At 42.6% G+C, this 19,740-nt stretch carries 20 protein-coding genes; 8 read left to right on the plus strand and 12 right to left on the minus strand.

Going from position 1 to position 19,740, the window contains the following annotated elements; all coding sequences use genetic code 11:
• Window position 1: 1 nt before the first annotated feature.
• From SYN7509_RS0217090 to SYN7509_RS0217120, 7 genes are all read right to left on the minus strand, one after another.
• A complete protein-coding gene (locus SYN7509_RS0217090; protein ID WP_009631317.1) occupies window positions 2-628 on the minus strand; it encodes a DJ-1/PfpI family protein in 627 nt (208 codons plus the stop codon).
• A gap of 26 nt (window positions 629-654) precedes the next feature.
• Window positions 655-1,218 (minus strand): hypothetical protein, encoded by a 564-nt coding sequence (locus SYN7509_RS0217095; RefSeq protein WP_009631318.1) that lies wholly within the window; start codon window positions 1,216-1,218, stop codon window positions 655-657.
• A gap of 470 nt (window positions 1,219-1,688) precedes the next feature.
• Complete coding sequence (locus SYN7509_RS0217100; protein ID WP_009631319.1) at window positions 1,689-2,450, minus strand: hypothetical protein; 762 nt, start codon at window positions 2,448-2,450, stop codon at window positions 1,689-1,691.
• Between the two features lie 392 nt (window positions 2,451-2,842).
• On the minus strand, window positions 2,843-3,292 hold the full coding sequence (locus tag SYN7509_RS0217105) for an NADAR family protein (protein WP_009631320.1): 450 nt from the start codon (window positions 3,290-3,292) through the stop codon (window positions 2,843-2,845).
• Window positions 3,293-3,597: 305 nt separating this feature from the next.
• Complete coding sequence (locus tag SYN7509_RS0217110; RefSeq protein ID WP_009631321.1) at window positions 3,598-4,572, minus strand: cysteine synthase A; 975 nt, start codon at window positions 4,570-4,572, stop codon at window positions 3,598-3,600.
• A gap of 380 nt (window positions 4,573-4,952) precedes the next feature.
• Window positions 4,953-5,729 (minus strand): cobalt-precorrin-6A reductase, encoded by a 777-nt coding sequence (locus SYN7509_RS0217115; protein WP_009631322.1) that lies wholly within the window; start codon window positions 5,727-5,729, stop codon window positions 4,953-4,955.
• 6 nt (window positions 5,730-5,735) lie between these two features.
• Window positions 5,736-5,927 (minus strand): hypothetical protein, encoded by a 192-nt coding sequence (locus tag SYN7509_RS0217120; RefSeq protein ID WP_009631323.1) that lies wholly within the window; start codon window positions 5,925-5,927, stop codon window positions 5,736-5,738.
• A gap of 315 nt (window positions 5,928-6,242) precedes the next feature.
• Here SYN7509_RS0217120 and SYN7509_RS26250 point away from each other — a divergent pair, with 315 nt between their 5' ends.
• The 8 genes from SYN7509_RS26250 to ftsZ all read left to right on the plus strand — a co-directional run bounded on the left by SYN7509_RS26250 (window position 6,243) and on the right by ftsZ (window position 15,913).
• Window positions 6,243-8,297, plus strand: coding sequence for a sugar phosphate nucleotidyltransferase (locus tag SYN7509_RS26250; protein ID WP_009631324.1), 2,055 nt, complete (start codon window positions 6,243-6,245; stop codon window positions 8,295-8,297).
• 57 nt (window positions 8,298-8,354) lie between these two features.
• Window positions 8,355-10,010, plus strand: a complete 1,656-nt coding sequence (locus SYN7509_RS0217130; protein WP_028954398.1) for an ISL3 family transposase — start codon at window positions 8,355-8,357, stop codon at window positions 10,008-10,010.
• A 99-nt stretch (window positions 10,011-10,109) separates the two neighbouring features.
• On the plus strand, window positions 10,110-10,595 hold the full coding sequence (locus SYN7509_RS0217135; RefSeq protein ID WP_009633354.1) for a phosphohexomutase domain-containing protein: 486 nt from the start codon (window positions 10,110-10,112) through the stop codon (window positions 10,593-10,595).
• 64 nt (window positions 10,596-10,659) lie between these two features.
• A complete protein-coding gene (locus SYN7509_RS0217140; RefSeq protein ID WP_028954399.1) occupies window positions 10,660-11,163 on the plus strand; it encodes a single-stranded DNA-binding protein in 504 nt (167 codons plus the stop codon).
• A 124-nt stretch (window positions 11,164-11,287) separates the two neighbouring features.
• Window positions 11,288-13,135 (plus strand): ABC transporter ATP-binding protein, encoded by a 1,848-nt coding sequence (locus SYN7509_RS0217145; protein WP_009633356.1) that lies wholly within the window; start codon window positions 11,288-11,290, stop codon window positions 13,133-13,135.
• A 181-nt stretch (window positions 13,136-13,316) separates the two neighbouring features.
• The gene (locus SYN7509_RS0217150) at window positions 13,317-14,156 is read left to right on the plus strand and encodes a cell division protein FtsQ/DivIB (protein WP_009633357.1); all 840 of its coding nucleotides are present in this window, start codon (window positions 13,317-13,319) and stop codon (window positions 14,154-14,156) included.
• An 88-nt stretch (window positions 14,157-14,244) separates the two neighbouring features.
• Window positions 14,245-14,379, plus strand: a complete 135-nt coding sequence (locus SYN7509_RS26255; protein WP_009633358.1) for a CopG family transcriptional regulator — start codon at window positions 14,245-14,247, stop codon at window positions 14,377-14,379.
• A 409-nt stretch (window positions 14,380-14,788) separates the two neighbouring features.
• Window positions 14,789-15,913 (plus strand): cell division protein FtsZ, encoded by a 1,125-nt coding sequence (gene ftsZ / locus SYN7509_RS0217160; RefSeq protein ID WP_227501565.1) that lies wholly within the window; start codon window positions 14,789-14,791, stop codon window positions 15,911-15,913.
• A gap of 34 nt (window positions 15,914-15,947) precedes the next feature.
• Here ftsZ and gshB read toward each other — a convergent pair whose 3' ends face one another.
• From gshB to dnaJ, 5 genes are all read right to left on the minus strand, one after another.
• Complete coding sequence (gene gshB / locus SYN7509_RS0217165) at window positions 15,948-16,910, minus strand: glutathione synthase (RefSeq protein WP_009633360.1); 963 nt, start codon at window positions 16,908-16,910, stop codon at window positions 15,948-15,950.
• A 47-nt stretch (window positions 16,911-16,957) separates the two neighbouring features.
• Window positions 16,958-17,230 carry a glutaredoxin 3 gene (grxC, locus tag SYN7509_RS0217170; protein ID WP_009633361.1) on the minus strand — a complete coding sequence of 91 codons (273 nt, stop codon included), beginning with the start codon at window positions 17,228-17,230 and terminating at the stop codon, window positions 16,958-16,960.
• A 61-nt stretch (window positions 17,231-17,291) separates the two neighbouring features.
• A complete protein-coding gene (rsgA, locus tag SYN7509_RS0217175; RefSeq protein ID WP_009633362.1) occupies window positions 17,292-18,347 on the minus strand; it encodes a small ribosomal subunit biogenesis GTPase RsgA in 1,056 nt (351 codons plus the stop codon).
• A complete protein-coding gene (locus tag SYN7509_RS0217180) occupies window positions 18,344-18,595 on the minus strand; it encodes a sulfurtransferase TusA family protein (RefSeq protein ID WP_009633363.1) in 252 nt (83 codons plus the stop codon). The genes rsgA and SYN7509_RS0217180 overlap by 4 nt, the downstream gene beginning before the upstream one ends.
• Window positions 18,595-19,728, minus strand: a complete 1,134-nt coding sequence (gene dnaJ / locus SYN7509_RS0217185; protein WP_009633364.1) for a molecular chaperone DnaJ — start codon at window positions 19,726-19,728, stop codon at window positions 18,595-18,597. Before dnaJ ends, SYN7509_RS0217180 begins: the two co-directional genes overlap by 1 nt.
• Window positions 19,729-19,740 lie beyond the last annotated feature (12 nt).

Here is a 19,740-nt window from a genome sequence, read left to right on the forward strand (position 1 = left end):
TTTATCCAGCAATATTCACTAAAGTTTGTTGGGATTGCTTTTCAATTTCTCCTACAAATGATTGGAGAAACATATCAACAACTCCCGGATGTTTGGCAGTGATTAAATCACCGTCAATTACTAATTCTGCCGTGCCATCATTCTCATAAACAACCTCACTCCCGGCGTTTTCGACATCACAAATAATATTGTGAGCGCAAGTAACTTTACGACCTTTTATTAAGTCAGAGTCTGCACAAAATAGCCATAACCCATGACAAATAGTCCCTACTTTTAAGCCTTTTGTCTGCATAGCTTTGCGGAGAAAAACAACGGCTGGAGCTTGGTTTTTTTGACCTTTTTTAACCGTTACTTGATATCTCAAACGATCCATTGCATAAGCGCCAATTGCAATGATGCCTTTGTAATCTTCTGGATTAACTTCGTTAACTTCAGTAGTTACAGTTACATGATCTTCAACTTCGCCATTATCTGGATTAGCACCAAAAGTTAATTGAGGATTTCCCCACAAATGCGAAATATATTCAACTTCATAGCCTTGGGATGGAAAGTATTTATTAAATTCGCGGTATTCAGTTTGATCGAAATGTTCTTCAATCAAAACACCAATTTTACCTTTAATGGACATTTTTAAACCCCAAAAAATTATTGAACTTAAGTTGTAATTAATTGCAAAAGTGGTTCTGGAGCAAATACATCGCGGTAAAAAGTTAACTGCTCAGTTTTTAAGTAACAAGCACCTCTATGTCCCCTCCGTATCCAGGTAACATTACCTTTAGCAAGAGTTTCGTTTGTTTCGTCGTCTACACACTTCCATTCAAAGTAAGTAACTTCACCGTGAAACATGACAATTGGCCAACACATAGTTACGCCGGGTTGAGCAATTAACGCCCACCAATGTTTTTCACGGATTTTTTGTTTTTCTAAACCGTAATAAGGGCCGTCTTGACAGAGATAAACTAATTCATCACGATATTCCGCAGTAAGAATATCGCCGCGTCCTTGCCTTAAAGCTTCGCAATGAGTTGGCCACCAGTCTTTATTTTCTTGCTCTATTTGTTTAAGAGTGTATTCGCCAATTTCTGGCAAAGTATCCTCTTTCATCGCCATAAATTTTTCCGCATCTTGAATAAAGACCGTTTTTACTCGATCTTCAATTAATCCAGGTTTTGAATAGTCGGCGGCTAAAGCTTTGTAGTAATTGGTTTTTGCCCCCATTAGGTCGCTCCTTGATAGTTGTATTAGACATTTTGCTAATAAATTGCGCGATCGCATTTAGCAAACATATTAATTTGCCAACTATCAAGGAGAAACCCGTAAAACTACGGCAAGTTTTATTTTGCTTCTAGCTAATATCAGTGAATATACTGTAGTCGATCTATTTAAAACCTTAAGTGCTATTTGTTAATTAACGCAAATTAAATATTGCATAGAAAAATGTTTTTTAAGGCTTAGATAAATTATTAATTATAGTTATAAACTAATAATTGTATTCAATATTTTTACTCCCCCCGAAAGAAATAAAATTTGTAATTAAACATCAATTCAAAATATTTAATTTATTGCTGCAACAATCATTTCAAAATTACCCATTTTCAAGAAATCGTACAAATTTTAATGATTGCAATTCTACTAATTATTAAAATCTATAGATTTAAGGGAGTACAGCAAGTATAGGTTGTTTGTAGCTAAGAAAATAAGTTGAATCGCTGCAACTGCGTTTCAATGACCTGGGGCAATACTTTATCTAGTTCAGCGCTATCCTCAAAGGGCAAAGATTGGTAACTCGGTAGTTCAAAAGGATATTGCCCTAATAGTTGTCGCGACATTTGAGCAATTAAGATTTGTTCTGAACGTTTGCTAGTCACCGCATACCCAATTTCGACACACACGCTCGGACTTAAAATTAGCTGCGTAGTGCCATCAATTTGAGCTAGGGGCGTACCGTCAGCGATAAATAACAGGCTTTTACGGATTTTGCGAGTAGCAGTGCTGCTAAGTCGCAGGGGGCTATTACCAGAACGTGAGGATTCCACTAGAGTTATGGGGAAACGCGATCGCTTGTTTAAGTTTTCTAGTACCTTAACTAGGGATGCTCTGAGTATTTGACTTGACTGTGGGTACTCGTTTTGATTGCATAAAAAAATTGTTGGCTCTATCTGAGCGATGGTTGTCTGCTTGATAAAATAAATTTCATGGCTGCTCAAATCGATATTGGCGATCGTGTAGCCGCCACTACCTTCAATATAAAATTCGACTACTTCTCCATCTAGGTAGCGTTGAAACCATCCTGACTGCTTAATTTCGGCGCTGTCTTCTAAAAAATCTGCTCTTAGCGCCGACTTGAGGAGGCTATTTTTACTGAGCCTCAAATCGTGGGGGCGTTTTTCTAATTCTTGAAGCGGCTCATACTTGTTTAAATACCAAGCTTTTAGGGCAATAATCGCCATAACACAGATTTTATTTAAGGCTGCTTTTTAATTATATTTACTCAGCCTAGGGTTGTAGTAAAATTTTTCATACAACAACACCCAACTTGATACTAGCCGAGGAATTTCCTATCTTAGGCGATTTTACTTAGGGTTGCACTGAATAATTACTGTATTATTAAGCTCAGTAATATTGCTTTCAGTCGCAGCGCCCCCGATTATAACCACTTCAGGAAATATCAGTTTTAAATAAGTTGGGTGTTGCTGTGTATTGACGAGACAGATAAGAATTTAACAGCGCTTTTTACCTCTTAATTTATATGTGGACTTTAGCTGTTGGATCTGCCAGGGAAGCTTTGTAGCTTCAATTAATAGATTAAGCTTTTGACGCTGATAAAAGCTAGGAAATGATATTAAAGTTTACTTTTAATTTCTTCCCGGACGCTCATCAATATTTTGCCTAAATGGTTATCGCCAGTTTTGGCTTCTCCACAACCCCAATAATAGTCATTCGGTGAATTTTCTACTATTATCAAGTTGGCAGTAGATAACAAAATGGCTTGAATATCTTGATGAGTCAAAAACTTTTGCAATACCGCAAGTCGCATCACTTGAGTTTTGACTTGTTGCCAATTTGAGCGCAGTTGACGGCTACAGTCGCGCCCCAAGGCGGCGGCTTGTTCTGGGGTAGAGGCGGCTTTAATTATGGATGCGAGTTTTTCGTCTAGGGAGCCGATAAACTTTTGCGCCTGATAATAATGCTCGACGGTTTGCCAAGTCTCGCCCTGTAGCTCAATACTATGGGGGGAAAAGTTGGAAAAGCACCCGTAGGGTTCATTCACCTTATAAAAGTAAATGGTCATTGCGATCGCACTTGTTAACTCCAACTTTCTCAAGTGTAAATAATAACAAAAAATGTTTGCTTTTAGCTAAATATTATTAAATTAATTTAATAATCGATTAATTAAAGTCTAAGTATGCTCTACTTTTAGCTTGGCTATATTTAATTTAGCCCGCAGTTATTAGCTAAACATAGTTTTTAAAAATTATCCAATTTTGAGATCGGTAAAATACACGCTCCAAAAAGTAAAACTTATTTGTTATTTAGTTAAAATAACCCTCTTTTTTAGGAGAGGGAATAGGATAACTAGGCTGGCTTTTAAAGCCATTAATCGGGCAAAAGTCCTTTTTGGGCTAACCAATCTCGGTTAAACAACCGCGACTGGTAGCGAGTACCGCTATCGCACAAAATTGTCACGATTGTATGTCCATCTCCTAGCTGTTTTGCTAATTGGACGGCGGCGGCAACATTGATCCCTGTAGAGCCGCCCAGAAATAGCCCTTCTTCTTGTAGTAATCGGTAAACAACGCGGACGGCTTCAGCATCGTCTATTTGAATTGCATCATCTATGAGAGCATTGATTAAATTAGCAGTGATGCGACTATTGCCAATACCTTCGGTAATAGAGCTACCTTCGGCGTGGGGTTCGCCCGTTTTGACATAGCTATACAGCCCGCTACCCATAGGATCGGCTAAAACGGTTTTAATTGCTGGATTTTTTTCTTTAAGGTACATGGAAACGCCCGCCAGCGTCCCACCAGTTCCCGTCGCTGCTACCCAAATATCAACTTTTCCGTCGGTTTGTTCCCAAATTTCTTTACCTGTAGTTTCGTAATGCGATCGCCTATTTGCCAAATTATCAAACTGATTTGCCCAAATAGCATTTTCCATTTCGGAGGCAATTCTACCGGAAAGTCGGACGTAGTTGTTAGGGTCTTTGTAGGGTACGGCGGGAACGGTTCGTACTTCAGCACCTAGAGTTTTTAATGCCTCAATTTTTTCTTGGGACTGAGTATCGGGAATTACAATCAGGCATTTATAGCCCTTGGCGTTGCAAATATGGGCAAGTCCAATACCTGTATTTCCGGCGGTTCCCTCCACTACCGTACCACCGGGTTTGAGTAAGCCTTTTTCTTCCGCCTCTTGAATCATATACAATGCCGCCCGGTCTTTAACAGAACCGCCGGGATTCAAAAATTCGGCTTTACCAAGAATTTCGCAGCCAGTTTCAGCGCTGAAGCGATTTAAGCGAATTAATGGCGTATTGCCTACAGTATCTATGAATCCATTTTTGATATCCATGCCCAGATTACCTAATATACCCTCTATAAAGATTTTGGCTTAGATTTGCGATCGCACTTCTATCTTTAGGAATTAGTTTGGCGATTTCACTGGTTGCCGGGATATCTTGAAAACATAAATACTGCTAAAATCTGCTCGACTTTTAGCAAGCACATTTTTTACTTTGAGATGTTTTGCATCTATTTTTGTTAAGAAAAATTAAAAAATTTTGTTGTTAAATTACTTGAAATTTGCTTGATTTTTTGATAAAATTTATTTTATAATGGAAAGTCAAACTTTAATAAAAAAAATTCTGATATTTCCATTATTTAATTATACTTTAAACATTGTCAATAAAAAGCTAAAAATTGTTAAAATAACCAAAATTTTTTAGATAAAACTTAACAATGAATTTGGATAAACTCTAACGCGGTTGCCAAGTCGCTAGTTTGCTGAGGATAAGAAATCACAGGTCTAGCAACTACAATTAATGGAATATTTAATTGTTGGGCTACAAGGCGCTTGACAGCTTCACCACCCGCCGCTCCAGAAGCTTTAGAAACCACTAAAGAAATCTGCCATTGCTGCCACAGACTGCGCTCTAATTCCAGGGAAATAGGGGGACGCAAACAGATGAGGCGACTATTAGGGAAGCCAGAATTTAAAGCAGTTTCTAGTGCGATCGCACTAGGTAAAATTCGCGCAAATAAAGTAGATTTTTCTTGCCAAGATTGAAATAGCGGTAATGTGCGATAGCCGACAGTTAATAGCACGCGATGAGAGTGCAAATAATCACCCGATAGTAGCGTATTAAAACTATCTACATTTATTACTGAAGCGTCATCTATAGCAGGTCTTTCGTAACGTAGATAGGGAATTTGTAGCTTTTGAGTAATAGAAATCGCCCTTTGGGAAATTTCTGTAGCATAAGGGTGAGACGCATCTAAAACCGCCGTGATTTTTTGTTGGCAAAGAAACGCCTCTAACTGTTGAGAATCTAAACGTCCTACCCAGACTTGGAGATTAGGACTAGGGGGATAAAGATTTTGCGCCCAAACCGTAGTTACAGAAACTACACAAGAAATATGACTGTGATAAGAAAGTTCTGCGGCAATGGCGGCACTTTCAGTCGTACCGCCAATTAGCCATAGACGGCGGGTATAATCTATTAATGGCAATACTTTTTAGCCTTTAAGCGCTTTTCTAAAATTCTGGCGATAAGATTTGCTGTACGCTAACAGAAAAGGCCAAAGTATTGCTAAACGCAACTTATTGGTGAAAGCACCGTTGAAACTTGTGCGCCTAAAACCGTTCCAAAACTTCCACACGCCACCACCATAAACCAATATCAAACCAAAAGTAATAAGACCACCCATTTTATTCAACCTCTTGAGCGAATGACAAAATAGAAATTGAATCTGCCAATTAGATAATTATACATTTCGGAGATTGTGTTACTCCCTAAATAGGTTATCAGCGATCGCTTGAGTATACTAGGCACAAGTAATTGCTGGTACTACCAGTGTAGATGAGCGCTTCCAAAAACTTGATTTTAGTTTGCTCCCCTGGATGTGTCTTGTGGGAGTATCTTAAAAGCCAAGAAAAATCAGAAAATAGATTAATTATTAGTAAAGTGCGATTTCGTCAGCTTTAAGTCTAAAGACGAATTGCCCACACCTCAAGGAGAAGTTATGCGTGCAGTATTGATGGCTGGAGGATCGGGGACGCGGCTAAGACCGTTGACTTGTGACTTTCCTAAACCGATGGTGCCGATTTTGAATCGCCCAATTGCCGAACATATTATTAATCTCCTCAAACGACATCAAATTAACGAAGTAATTGCGACGCTGTATTATTTACCTGATGTATTTCGAGATTACTTTGGCGATGGTAGCGATTTTGGCGTACAGATGACTTACGCCGTTGAAGAAGATCAACCATTGGGGACGGCGGGTTGCGTAAAAAACATTGCTGATTTTTTAGATCGAACTTTTTTAGTAATTAGCGGTGATAGCATTACAGATTTTGACCTTACCGCCGCGATTGAATTTCACAAACGCAAAAAATCAAAAGCAACCTTAATATTAACTCGCGTCCCCAATCCAATTGAGTTTGGGGTAGTAATTACCGATGAAGACTACCGGATTCGCCGTTTTTTAGAAAAACCTTCTACAAGCGAAATTTTTTCGGACACTGTTAATACTGGCACTTACATATTAGAACCGTCAGTCTTGGATTATTTACCGACAAATCAAGAGTGTGACTTTTCTAAAGATTTATTTCCCCGGCTATTAGAAAGCGATGAGCCAATGTACGGATATATTGCTCAAGGCTACTGGTGCGATGTCGGACACCTAGAAGCTTACAGAGAGAGTCAGTATGACGGCTTGCAGCGAAAAGTAAAACTTGATTATGCTTACGAGGAGCAATCCCCGAATCTCTGGGTTGGGCAAAATACTTTTATCGATCCTAGTGCAAAAATTTCCACTCCCTGTTTGATTGGTGATAACTGCCGAATTGGAGCTAGAGTCCAAATTGAAGCTGGAACAGTAATTGGCGATAATGTCACAATTAGCGCTGATGCTAATCTTAAGCGTCCGATTATTTGGAATGGGGCAACCATTGGAGAAGAAGTTAACTTACGAGCTTGTGTCATCGCTCGTGGTACGCGCGTAGACCGCCGCGCTCAGGTGTTGGAGGGTGCTGTAGTTGGTTCGTTGTCTACGGTGGGAGAAGAAGCTTTAATTAGCCCTGGAGTGCGTGTTTGGCCCAGCAAACAAATAGAATCGGGGGCAACTTTAAATATTAATTTAATTTGGGGTCACACCGCCCAGCGTAATTTATTCGGTCAGCGTGGGGTACAGGGACTGGCAAATATTGATATTACGCCAGAATTTGCGGTCAAGTTAGGTGCAGCTTACGGTTCGACCTTAAAGCCTGGTAGCCAAGTTACCGTATCGCGCGACCAGCGTAGTATGTCTCGGATGGTAACGCGAAGTCTGATTGCGGGTTTAATGTCTGTGGGCGTGAATATCCAAAACTTAGATGCGACGGCTTTACCAATGGCGCGAACGGTAGTCTCTAAGCTTTCGGTAGCTGGAGGTATTCACGTGCGCTTGCATCCCGATCGCCCAGATTCGATCTTAATTGAATTTATCGATCGCAAGGGCATTAATATTTCTAAATCCAAAGAAAAGAAAATTGAAGGCTCTTACTTCAAAGAAGACTTGCGGCGGGTACAAATTCATGAAATTGGTAATGTAACTTATCCAATTCAGATGATTGACACTTACTGCACGGCTTTCGAGAAAAATTTGAATGTGGAAGCAATTCGTCACAGTAACTCAAAGGTAATTATTGACTATACTTACTCTGTTTCTGGGGCAATATTACCGCAACTACTAGCTAAATTTGGCTGCGATGCGGTAGTGCTAAATGCCAGTCTCAAACCTTCGGCGGTTTCTCCAGTAGAAAAGGAGCAATTACTGACTCAATTAGGTCAGGTGGTAGAAGTCTTAAAAGCTAGTTTTGGGGTGCAAGTGTCGGCAAATGGCGAACAATTAATTTTGGTGGACGAGTCGGGGATGCCAATCAGGGGTGAATTGCTCACAGCGCTAATGGTAAATACAATTTTGACGGCTCATCCTAGAGGCACTGTAGTAGTACCGATTCATGCTTCTAGCGCCGTAGAGCAAATTGCTCGTCGTCATGATGGTAAAGTTACGGTTCTTCCGAGCTTTTGGTGATCTAGTCATAAAGCTGGATAATTCTAGGAGGATAAGACACCTTTAAAGCTTATGACTGTGCAATTCTTCCAATACCTACTTCCTGATTGCAACCTGCTCCGTTTAGAAGACTGTGAAATCGACACGGATAACTATCTGATTACTTTGAACGTATCCTCAACCCAGATATCAGCCCAATGCCCACTCTGCGCTACGTCAACGCAGCGCATCCATAGCCGTTATAAACGAACACTAGCAGACATTCCTTGTGTGAGCTTCAGTTTGACCTTAGCACTCCAAGTCTGTAAGTTCTTTTGCGATAATTGCGCTTGTGTCCGTCGTATTTTCACCGAGCGGATTGGGGGAGTCGCTGCTCCTTGGGCAAGAAAGACCGTTCGCTTGGTGCATTGGTTGCAGAGCATTGGTTTAGCTTTAGGAGGTGCCGCCGGGACACGTCTGGCGCACCAACTGGGCATTCAAGCTTGTGGAAGTACCCTGTTGAACCACCTCAAACAGTTACCCTTACCACAATTGGAGGTGACAAAACTGCTGGGGGTGGATGATTTTGCTTTTCGTAAGGGACGGCAATATGGCACTATCTTGGTGGATCTAGAGCAGCATCAACCGATAGCTCTACTGGCAGATCGCAAAGCCGAAACGTTGGCACAGTGGTTATTGCACCATCCTGGGGTGGAAGTTGTGTCGCGCGACCGTTCTAAGGTCTATCGAAGTGGGATAAACCAAGGCGCACCGGATGCTTTGCAAGTGGCTGACCGATTTCATCTAGTGCAAAACTTAGTTGAAACCTTGGAAAAAGTATTTAGCAGCTATAGTGCTGAACTCAAAGCCATTGAGCAACGGCAGCGCCCCAATGTCACTGCACCGAAGCCAGCGATTGTCAAGGCTAAACCAACGGCAACCGTAACGGCTCAAGCCCAGACCCAGACTGCTTATGAGCGAAGGGTGGAGCAACAGCAGCAGGTAAAGAAACTCCACCAGCAACAATGGTCTCAAATCGCTATTGCCCAAGCCCTTGGGGTTAGTGTTCGGACGATACATCGTTACCTGACGCGGCCAAACTTACCAGCAACACTGCCTCGGCGCAAATCCTTTGGCAGAAGTGTACTTGACTCTCACAAGCAGCTTCTTTTAGAGTGGTGGAATGGGGGCATCCGGCAGCCTAAACTGCTGGTGAGCTTGCTGCAACAGCAGGGATACAGTGGCAGCGAGCGGACTGTGACTCGCTACATTAGTCAACTGCGTCAGGCTCAGGGGCTGCTTGCAAAACCTGGGCATTCTGCTCAAAGCCTAACCAAAGTGATTGACGAGCAGTCTCCGCCTTTGACGGCTCGTCGAGCCAGCTATTTAGTTGTGAAGCGCCAGGAGAATCGAGCGTGCGAAGACATCGAACTGTTGGGGCAGCTAGTAGCACAGCACCCAGACTTAGCAATGGCAGTAGAGTTAGCAGAGGAGTTTTTACGACTGCTACGCCAGCGACAAGGTGAGGCGTTTGCAGCTTGGTTGACTAAGGCTCTCAAAAGTTCATTGCAGCCCTTTCAATCACTTGCATCAGGTCTTTTTGATGACTTTGCAGCTGTTAAGGCAAGCATGATGTTAAGCGTGAGTAATGGTCCAGTGGAAGGATTGAATAATCGATTAAAGATGTTGAAACGACAGATGTATGGACGCGCTGGATTAGCATTACTCAGCAAACGCTTTATTCTGTCTCAGTAAGCCATATCCAAGCATCATCAGTTCCTCACATTATGACTAGATCACCAAAAGCTCGGAAGAACCAAAGTTACTCGTACCAAAGCTAACCCCACCGCGTTGATGGAAGAATGTCAAAACGATCCCAATGTAGTTATGGGGGGAAGCGGCGATATTGGCTTTATTTTCCCGCAGCTACATCCAGGGTTTGATGCCATGTTCTCGATCGCCAAACTTATTGAAATGCTGACTATCCAAGAGCGCAGTTTAGCTTCGGTGCGAACAGAGTTACCGCGCGTTTATCACAAAACTTACACTGTACGTTGTCCCTGGACGGTCAAAGGTGCGTTAATGCGCCATTTGGTTGAAACTCATCCCGCCCAGGATTTAGAGTTGGTTGATGGAGTCAAAATTATTAATCCTCAAAATGACAACTGGGTGCTAATTTTGCCTGATGCCAGCGAACCACTGGTACATTTGTACGCTAACAGTAATGATAGAGAGTGGGTAGATAGCAGTTTGAGGGATTACCGCGCTCGCGTTCAATTATTTGTGGAGCAAGAGCAAGAGGCAAGTGTAGAAATCAATCAAGAAACGGTAATGGGATAAGCAACAGACAGAACTGTTATCTACTCAAAGTCAGGCAAAATTAGTTAGGCAGCATAATGATTTTATGAATAGTTGCATTTTAATGGCTCAAATTGTTCAAGAACCGCAGTTGCGCTTTACCTCTGACCAAATGGCGATCGCCGAAATGTTGGTAGAATTTACTGAGCGCGGCGCAAACGCTCCATCCCAGCTAAAAGTAGTCGGTTGGGGAAATTTGGCTCAAGAGATTCAAAAGTCTTACCATCAAGGCGATCGCGTAATTATCGAAGGACGTTTGACCATGAATAGCGTTCAACAAGATGGTTACAAAGAAAAAAGAGCCGAATTAACGGTACAAAAGATTTATCCTTTGGGTGCGGGAACAAATCTTGAATCCTCCGTAAGTAGCGGCGACCAATCAGATAATTATGAAATGCGATCGCCGGTGAGTGTAAGTAGCTACAACCAAAGCCCTCAAAGCGATCCCGAAGGCGAGCAAAGCGATCATAGTAGTGACAGGTTTACTCGCCCCGAACCTCCAGCGCCGTTACCGGACTACAGTGCGGACAACGACGATATTCCGTTTTAAAACTTGCGTCAGCTACAGAACGTAGCTGACGGATTAAAAATCCAAATATTAGTTAAATGCACAGAAAACAACCAAAAGCACTGTTAAAATCCAGTTAATTTTTAGCGACCGACCCACAATTCCTATGAGTGAAACAGTCTTAGATGTTCGCAATTTACAAGTTGAATTTATTACCGACAACAAAGTAACTACGGCAGCGCAAGGTATCTCTTTTAAGTTAGAACAAGGTAAAACTCTAGGAATTGTTGGCGAATCGGGATCTGGTAAATCTGTTACATCTTTAGCATTAATGGGATTAGTGCCAAGTCCTGGAGTAATTAGCGGCGGTGAAATTTGGTTCAAAGACGAACACCAGCCAAAGGTAGACTTATTAAAGCTATCTCAAGAGCAAATGCGTCAATACCGAGGTGGCAAAATTGCCATGGTGTTTCAAGAGCCAATGAGCGCTTTAAACCCAGTCTACACCTGTGGCTTTCAGTTGTTAGAAGCTATACTGCGCCACCAAAAAGTATCAACTATAGAAGCGCGACGCATAGCATTAGGTTTGCTCCAAGAAGTTAAGCTCATACCTAGCAACGAAGAATTAGAAGCTCAATTAATCGCAACTAAAACTGCTTTAGGACAAAATAAGCGCAAATTAGCTCAAGCCGTAGACGAGCAAAAACAAGCCATGCTCGATCGCTATCCGCATCAACTTTCTGGCGGTCAATTGCAAAGAGTAACGATCGCTATGGCAATTTCTTGTAACCCCGCCATTTTAATCGCTGACGAACCCACTACCGCCTTGGATGTTACGGTACAAGCTACGATATTAGACTTGCTGCGGGAATTGAGCTTAAGCCGTCAAATGGCAATGATCTTTATTACTCACGATTTGGGACTGGTGGCAGAAATTGCCGACTCAATAGCGGTGATGTACCAAGGACAAATTGTCGAATGTGGACTTGTAGAAAGCGTATTTACTCAACCCCAGCACCCTTACACTAAAGGGTTACTTGCTTGTCGTCCCAACTTAGAAGTGCGATCGCAATACCTGCTTACAGTTGCTGATTTTATGGGCATGACAAGAGTAGAAAATGGTCACGTCCACATTGAAGAAAAAAGCCCTTTACCACCCCCAGAAGTTACAACAGATGCCTTGGAGCAGCGTTTAGCAAATCTAACTAAGCAAAACCCCTTGCTAGATGTCCGTGACTTGCAAGTAGGTTTTCGCCAAGCGGGAGCTTTTGGTCAAACAAAACGTTATTTTATGGCAGTTAAAGGGGTTTCTTTTCAAGTCTACCCTGGGGAAACTTTAGGTTTAGTCGGCGAATCTGGTTGCGGTAAAACTACCTTGGGACGGACTTTACTAAAATTAATTACCCCCATTAGCGGCAGTGTAATGTTTGAGGGGCAAAATGTGGCGACAATTCGCGGTATGGCTTTGCAAAAACTGCGCCAGGAAATACAGATTATTTTTCAAAACCCCTTTAGCTCCCTCGATCCCCGCCTAAAAATTGGCGATGCGGTAATTGAACCATTGGTAATTCATGGTAGAGGCAATAGCGATCGCCATCGGCGCAAAATTGCGGCGGAACTTTTGGAGCGAGTAGGACTAGATCCGGTCTTAGTCAATCGTTATCCTCATGAATTTTCTGGCGGTCAACGGCAAAGAATTTGTATTGCGCGGGCGTTGGCGTTGCGACCTAAATTTATCATTTGTGACGAATCGGTTTCCTCTTTAGATGTCTCAGTGCAAGCACAAGTATTAAACTTGCTGAAGGAATTGCAAAAAGAATTTAACCTAACATACATTTTTATTTCTCATGATTTGAATGTAGTTAAGTTTATGAGCGATCGCATTTTAGTGATGAATCAAGGGCAAATTGTCGAACAAGGAGCCGCCGAAAGTATTTATCGATCCCCACAACAAGACTACACCCGCCGCCTGATTGCTTCTATTCCGACAGGAAAAAAAACGCCTAAATCCTGATAATTTCTGTGGGATTTTCCTTCTAGCAATTTTAGCCAGTTGTGGTAATATACCCTTTAAAATTAGCTGATTAATTTTATTTATTCGTGAAAAATAAGGCTTAAAAAACTGCTGGATTTGGCAGCAAAAAGCCTATTTTTAAAAGCAAGGAAATCACACCAACATAAATTGTCAGATTACTATGAATAATATTGCCTCCGTTTCTCAAGGAGAATTGACTCAACGCCGTTCCCTGCTGCGTCGTCATAGACGATTAAAACAGATCAAATCAGTTTGGAGAACTGTGGCAATTGGTGGACTATTGGGAGGATTGGTATGGGGAGTTACTCAGCCTGTGTGGATAGTGCGAGAAGCTGGACAAATTAATGTTACAGGAAATAAGCTTTTAACTACCCAAGCAATTCAATCGCTATTAAAAATTGCTTATCCACAAACGTTGATAGAAATTAAGCCCGAAGCATTGGCACAATCTTTGGAAGCCCAACCAGCGATCGCCCAAGCGAGTGTAACGCGCTCTCTATTTCCGCCTAGCTTGAGCGTAAAAGTTATTGAAAGAGTACCAGTAGCGATCGCCTTAACCAAAAATCCAACTTCGCCAGGTCTAATTGCCCTTGATGGTGTATGGATACCTCAGCAAAGCTACAACCCGCCTAATAGTACATCGTTTAAAATGCCCAAACTAAAAGTTGTGGGAGAAGTAAAACAGTACCAATCTCACTGGACGCAAGTTTATCAAGCTGTAAATAGTCTTAATATTCAAGTCAGCGAAATTGATTGGCAAAATCCCAACAATTTAATTTTAAAAACTGAGCTAGGAGTCGTACATTTGGGCGCTTATAGCTCAAAATTAAACGATAAGCTCCAAGTTCTCGAAAAAATGCGGTATTTACCTAAGCAAATAAATCTTCAAGACGTTGCTTATATTGACCTCACAAATCCTGCAACTCCATCGGTACAAATGACTTTGGTAGGTTCACAGCTAGATAAACGAACCAAAAAACCTGATCCCCGCCCTCAATAGAACTTTTGGAGAGCAAAAAAACACATTAGTTAAGCGAAATTCTTGTAGGTAGTGTAACCTAGGGACTGTAAAGCATATTGCAGCATCTATGTTAGAAAGTCACCTTAGTATTAGACTTCCAGAAACAGAAATGAAAGTTTTAGAGCAATATTGTCACAACGCCCAAAGGACTAAAACTGACGTGATTCGAGAGTTTATTCGCTCCTTGAATCAAAAAGTTTAGGGGAGTTTAAGTGCGATCGCACTAGCAAACAAGTTTGGCATTACTTTTGCTCAAAACTACCTTGTTAGTTATCTAACAAAACTTTAAGCTAAGGAGTAAATTGCTTGTCCTAGGATCTACGATCCTCAAAACTGCCCAAAAGTTGATTCTATACTCCAAATTTTTTGTAATCAAATAAGCTGAACACTCAGACGGATTCGTAAAAGTACGGGATTATAGTAGACTCTTAGCCAAATTGCCCAAAGTCGTTTATAAAAGTAGTTTGAAAATTGCAATGTCGCTCAACAATAAACAAGGGCTTGCCCATAATAATTCTCAATCACCAGGACAGTCAGCGTTTACACTGGCAGTAAATTCTCACAATCCTTTTAACAATACAGGGCTTAATTTCGGTCACGACGACAAGGGAATGCCAGCAACAGACGACTTAAGTAATCCTATTGTCCCCGGTCGAGTAGCAAATATCAAAGTAATTGGTGTTGGTGGTGGTGGTGGAAATGCTGTAAACCGCATGATTGCAAGCAACGTATCGGGAATTGAGTTTTGGTCAATTAATACCGATGCTCAAGCTTTGGTACAGTCAGCCTCCGTCAAACGCTTGCAAATAGGGCAGAAATTAACGCGGGGTTTGGGAGCTGGGGGTAATCCAGCGATTGGTCAAAAAGCTGCGGAAGAATCTCGCGATGAAATTGCGGCGGCTTTAGAAAATGCGGATCTGGTATTTATCACCTCTGGAATGGGTGGCGGTACAGGTACAGGGGCTGCACCTATAGTTGCAGAAATAGCTAAAGAGATGGGAGCGCTGACCGTTGGAGTTGTGACTCGCCCATTTATATTTGAAGGTCGGCGGCGGACAAGCCAAGCAGAGCAAGGTATTGAGGGGCTAGAAAGCCGAGTAGATACGTTGATTGTGATTCCTAACGACAAATTGTTGTCAGTAATTTCGGAACAAACCCCCGTACAGGAGGCTTTTCGGTTTGCCGATGATATATTGCGCCAGGGCGTGCAGGGAATTTCGGATATTATTACGATTCCCGGTTTAGTGAATGTAGATTTTGCTGATGTCCGAGCAATTATGGCAGATGCGGGTTCGGCTTTGATGGGTATTGGCGTAGGATCGGGCAAATCTCGCGCCCAAGAAGCCGCCAATGCGGCGATTTCGTCTCCGCTCTTAGAGTCCTCGATTGAAGGGGCTAGAGGGGTTATTTTTAATATCACTGGTGGCAGCGATTTGACACTGCATGAAGTCAACGCCGCCGCCGAAATTATCTACGAAGTAGTAGACCCCAATGCCAATATTATCTTTGGCGCTGTAATTGATGAAAGACTGCAAGGAGAAGTCAGGATTACAGTTATTGCCACCGGGTTTACTGGCGAAGCGGTGGCTGCATCGCCCACGGCTACTAAAGTAGCCCAGACGACAAAAACGCCGCAGCCTACTACACCCCCACCCAGCGCCGCAAGTTACGAACCCAAAGAAAAAACCGGGTTAGATATTCCTGATTTTCTGCAAAGAAGACGACCTTCCCGTTAAGAAGGCAATAGGGAAAAATAACTTAGATTTTTCCCTATTGCTTTTGTTCTACCCATTGAATTACTTGTTGCCCTAGGTGCGTAGCTTCTAGGCGATCTATTTCTCTAATCCCGGTAGGACTTGTGACATTGACCTCGGTTAAGTAGCCACCAATAACATCAATACCGACAAAATACAAGCCATCAGCTTGCAGTTTGGGCGCAAGTTCGCTACAGATTGCCTGTTCGCGTTCGGTAATTTCCGTTTGGGCTACTGTACCTCCAGCCGCCATATTATTGCGAAATTCGTTACCGCTAGAAAGTCGATTGAGAGCGCCAATAGGTTCGCCATCAAGTAAGATAATCCGCTTGTCTCCTTGCTTGGCGGCAGGTAAAAACGTTTGCACCATCACCGGAATTCTGCCTTGGAAGGTACTTAGTTCAACGATAGAATTAAAATTGCGATCGCCCGGCTCTAAATAAAGTATTCCTTCTCCAGCTTTATTACCCAAAGGCTTCAAAATTGCCGCCCCTTTTGCTTCCATAAATTCCCGAATAACTTGTTTATCGGGACTAACAATAGTTTCGGGGATAGAATTTGTAAACTGCAAAGCGTACATTTTCTCATTAGCCGCCCGTAATCCTTGGGGATTATTGACCACTAAAGTTTTGGTGTCTATATAATCCAGAATGTAAGTAGCGTAGAGATAAAGGGAATCTATCGGGGGATCGGTACGCATAAAAACGGCATCCATCGTTTCTAGCGGGGCAAAAATGCGATCGCCTAGTTGATACCAAGGAGATTTTATTACCCATCGCCCTGCTACTAATTCCGCTTTTTGCAACTGCACTGATTCTAAGGTCGCCCAAGCTTTGCTAGCAACGACACTTAGTGAGTTTGCCTGAGTTATCCAAACTTGATGACCTAGCAATTGCGCGGCTTCCATCAGCGCGACGCTAGTATCGTGGAGGGGATCGAGAAGGGCAATGGGATCGATAATAAAGGCAATTTTTAACACAAGTATTGTTTGATGATTAATGGGCAATGGACTAAAGTATCACCAAATTATACGCTGTTGTTAGCCGTCAGCAGTTCGTCAAGCTTGCCTTGCCAGTCTAATTCGTACATATCATCGCAACCGCCGATATGTTTGTCGTTGATAAATATTTGCGGTACAGACCTTCTACCATTGGCACGTTTAGCCATTAGGCTGCGCGCGGCTTCATCGCCATCAATACTGTACTCGGTAAATTGCGTGCCTTTGCTTTGGAGCAACTGTTTAGCACGAATACAATAGGGGCAAGTTCTCCAAGTGTAAATTTCAACAGTGGCAGCCATGATCTGATCTCTACTATGAATAATGATTTTTAATTTTAAGCCTTCTAGTCATTGTCACCCATTACCCATCTTCATCAAACTTTTGCAATCCTTGCTGCTGACTGCGGCGAGATGTACGACGATATTTTTTAGTTTCAAGCTTCGGTTCGTACTGATTTTTACCACGCTTAGTTTTTAACTTCGTAGTAGCTTCGGGGTCGCTTGTGCGATCGCGTAATGTAGCACGAGTAATCGCCTCTGCCAAAAATTCTAAATAATGCTCGTAGCGTTCCCAATCCCCCCGGACAACACAGTTTGGCTCGTCTCGGTGCGTACAGTCATTAAACTGACAATGAGCAACGGCTAAACGCTCCCTAGCTTCGGGAAAGTAATTAATTAATTCTTCTGGTTCGCAGTCCAAGTCTGGTTGATTAAAACCTGGAGTATCGGCAAGTAAGCCCCCTTTAGGCAACTGGAATAGTTCAACGTGGCGCGTAGTATGACGACCTCTGCCCAATTTGCCCGAAACCTCGCTAGTACGCACTTTAGCATTAGGAATTAAATAATTAATTAAGCTAGATTTTCCCACCCCTGAAGGCCCAGCAACGACAGTAATTTTGTTATCTAGTTGACCTTGGATCTGTTCGATAGCGGCTTGATGGACGCTGATAAAAACGGGATCGTAACCCCACTTATGCAATCGTTTACGCCAATCAAGCAACTGTTCGGGGGTCAATAAGTCACTTTTATTTAAGTATAAGTACACTTCTAAACCTGTAGTTTCTGCCTTAATTAAAAAACGGCTTAATTGATAAGGCTCTATTTTTGGTTCTTCCAAGGCAAAAACTAATAAAATTTGCTGGGCATTAGCAACGGGAGGACGATCCAATTGTGTATGTCTGGGGAAAACTTGGGAAATTGCTCCGCGTCCGCCTGCCCAATCGGGTTCTACCACTTCTACGCGATCGCCTACCATGACTTTTTGCCCCATTTTCTTGAGCAATGCTCGCCGAGTACAGAGTAATAAGGGCGAAGCACTAAGCTCTAACTTAACTTGATAATAATTGGCTTGAACAGCAATTACTGTACCCGTTAAGGGCAAGTTAGAGGGTAATTGTAGCTCGTCCTCTGGCTTCATGCTGTAGACAGAGGACAACGAACTAACAAACAATAATAGCTGGCAACGGGTGCTATATGTTCGATACTGTAACCCGCCATAGTTAGGCTATCAGGGACTTGCTCGATCGGTTCTCCGGGGTCTAGCCATACTTCTAATAATGCCCCTGGCGGCATCTGCTCTAAACGAAGTTTAGTCCGCACAAAATTGATCGGACAAGGTGTACCGCGTAAATCTAGCTTGGCATCAGGAGTAGATATATTACTCATTATTGAAACAACTTACCAAACAAGCCATCTCTACCACCTTTCCCCGTGCGATCGCCTTTAATTTTTGCCAATTTTTCTAATAGCTCCCGTTCCTCGCTACTAATTTTATTAGGAATATCTACTAAAACTGTAACTAAATGATTGCCACGACTTACCGGATTGCCTAAACGCGGCACGCCGCGATCTTCTAAAGTCAAAACTATATGTGGTTGAGTTCCAGGGGCAATAACTTGTTCGACCGGGCCATCTACAGTATTTATTTCCAGCCGAGCGCCTAAAATTGCTTGCAAATAGCTAATTTTAATTTCCGATAAAATATTGATGCCGTCGCGTTTAAACTCCGCATCTTCATTAATGAACAAATACACATACAAGTCCCCTGGAGGCCCGTTGCGCTGCCCGGAATCACCCTCAGAGGAGATGCGTAAACGCGTACCGTTATCTACTCCCGCAGGGATAGTAATTTTCAGTTTTTTAGTAACTTGGTGCGCGCCTTTGCCATCACAAGTTTCACATTTATCTTCAATCATCTGCCCTGTACCGTTACAGGTAGGACAAGCCGATACTTGAGTAAAACTGCCAAAGGGCGTTCTGGTGACGCGGCGCACTTGACCAGAACCAGTACAAGTTGAGCAAGTGCGGGGACGAGTACCAGGTTTAGCACCAGAACCGCTACATATTTCACAAGTTTCTAGGTGGGAAATGCGAATTTCTTTCTCGCCACCAAATACCGCCTCGCGAAAGTCTAGTCTGAGGTCTAAACGCAAGTCATCGCCGCGTACTGGCCCATTGCGCCGCCTTTGACTTTGTCCTCCGGCGACACCGCCAGCAAAATTATTAAACAAATTTTCAAATATGTCCGCAAAGCCGCCCACATCACTAAAGTCTTGAAATCCGGCTCCGCCAGCACCGGCGGCTACTCCAGCTTCGCCAAAGCGATCGTATCTTTCGCGGGTTTCGGGTTCCGATAAGACTTCATAAGCACGACTAATTTCTTTAAAGCGGTCTTCGGCTCCAGCTTCTTTATTGACATCAGGATGATATTTCCGGGCTAGGCGGCGGTAAGAGGATTTTAGTTCTTCTTTGTCTGCATTACGAGAGACACCCAGAATTTCGTAGTAGTCGCGGGCCATAGAGCGCTGCTT

This window comes from Synechocystis sp. PCC 7509 (assembly GCF_000332075.2).
In the GTDB taxonomy this organism is placed as follows: Bacteria; Cyanobacteriota; Cyanobacteriia; order Cyanobacteriales; family Chroococcidiopsidaceae; genus Aliterella.

What these genes read in the sequence shown, in the direction of transcription:
- SYN7509_RS0217090 (WP_009631317.1), bottom strand. Translation starts at nt 628, where the DNA reads ATGTCCATTAAAGGTAAAATTGGTGTTTTGATTGAAGAACATTTCGAT.
- SYN7509_RS0217095 (WP_009631318.1), bottom strand. Translation starts at nt 1,218, where the DNA reads ATGGGGGCAAAAACCAATTACTACAAAGCTTTAGCCGCCGACTATTCA.
- SYN7509_RS0217100 (WP_009631319.1), bottom strand. Translation starts at nt 2,450, where the DNA reads ATGGCGATTATTGCCCTAAAAGCTTGGTATTTAAACAAGTATGAGCCG.
- SYN7509_RS0217105 (WP_009631320.1), bottom strand. Translation starts at nt 3,292, where the DNA reads ATGACCATTTACTTTTATAAGGTGAATGAACCCTACGGGTGCTTTTCC.
- SYN7509_RS0217110 (WP_009631321.1), bottom strand. Translation starts at nt 4,572, where the DNA reads ATGGATATCAAAAATGGATTCATAGATACTGTAGGCAATACGCCATTA.
- SYN7509_RS0217120 (WP_009631323.1), bottom strand. Translation starts at nt 5,927, where the DNA reads ATGGGTGGTCTTATTACTTTTGGTTTGATATTGGTTTATGGTGGTGGC.
- SYN7509_RS26250 (WP_009631324.1), top strand. Translation starts at nt 6,243, where the DNA reads ATGCGTGCAGTATTGATGGCTGGAGGATCGGGGACGCGGCTAAGACCG.
- SYN7509_RS0217135 (WP_009633354.1), top strand. Translation starts at nt 10,110, where the DNA reads ATGGAAGAATGTCAAAACGATCCCAATGTAGTTATGGGGGGAAGCGGC.
- SYN7509_RS0217140 (WP_028954399.1), top strand. Translation starts at nt 10,660, where the DNA reads ATGAATAGTTGCATTTTAATGGCTCAAATTGTTCAAGAACCGCAGTTG.
- SYN7509_RS0217145 (WP_009633356.1), top strand. Translation starts at nt 11,288, where the DNA reads ATGAGTGAAACAGTCTTAGATGTTCGCAATTTACAAGTTGAATTTATT.
- SYN7509_RS0217150 (WP_009633357.1), top strand. Translation starts at nt 13,317, where the DNA reads ATGAATAATATTGCCTCCGTTTCTCAAGGAGAATTGACTCAACGCCGT.
- SYN7509_RS26255 (WP_009633358.1), top strand. Translation starts at nt 14,245, where the DNA reads ATGTTAGAAAGTCACCTTAGTATTAGACTTCCAGAAACAGAAATGAAA.
- ftsZ (WP_227501565.1), top strand. Translation starts at nt 14,789, where the DNA reads ATGCCAGCAACAGACGACTTAAGTAATCCTATTGTCCCCGGTCGAGTA.
- grxC (WP_009633361.1), bottom strand. Translation starts at nt 17,230, where the DNA reads ATGGCTGCCACTGTTGAAATTTACACTTGGAGAACTTGCCCCTATTGT.
- rsgA (WP_009633362.1), bottom strand. Translation starts at nt 18,347, where the DNA reads ATGAAGCCAGAGGACGAGCTACAATTACCCTCTAACTTGCCCTTAACG.
- SYN7509_RS0217180 (WP_009633363.1), bottom strand. Translation starts at nt 18,595, where the DNA reads ATGAGTAATATATCTACTCCTGATGCCAAGCTAGATTTACGCGGTACA.
- dnaJ (WP_009633364.1), bottom strand. Translation starts at nt 19,728, where the DNA reads ATGGCCCGCGACTACTACGAAATTCTGGGTGTCTCTCGTAATGCAGAC.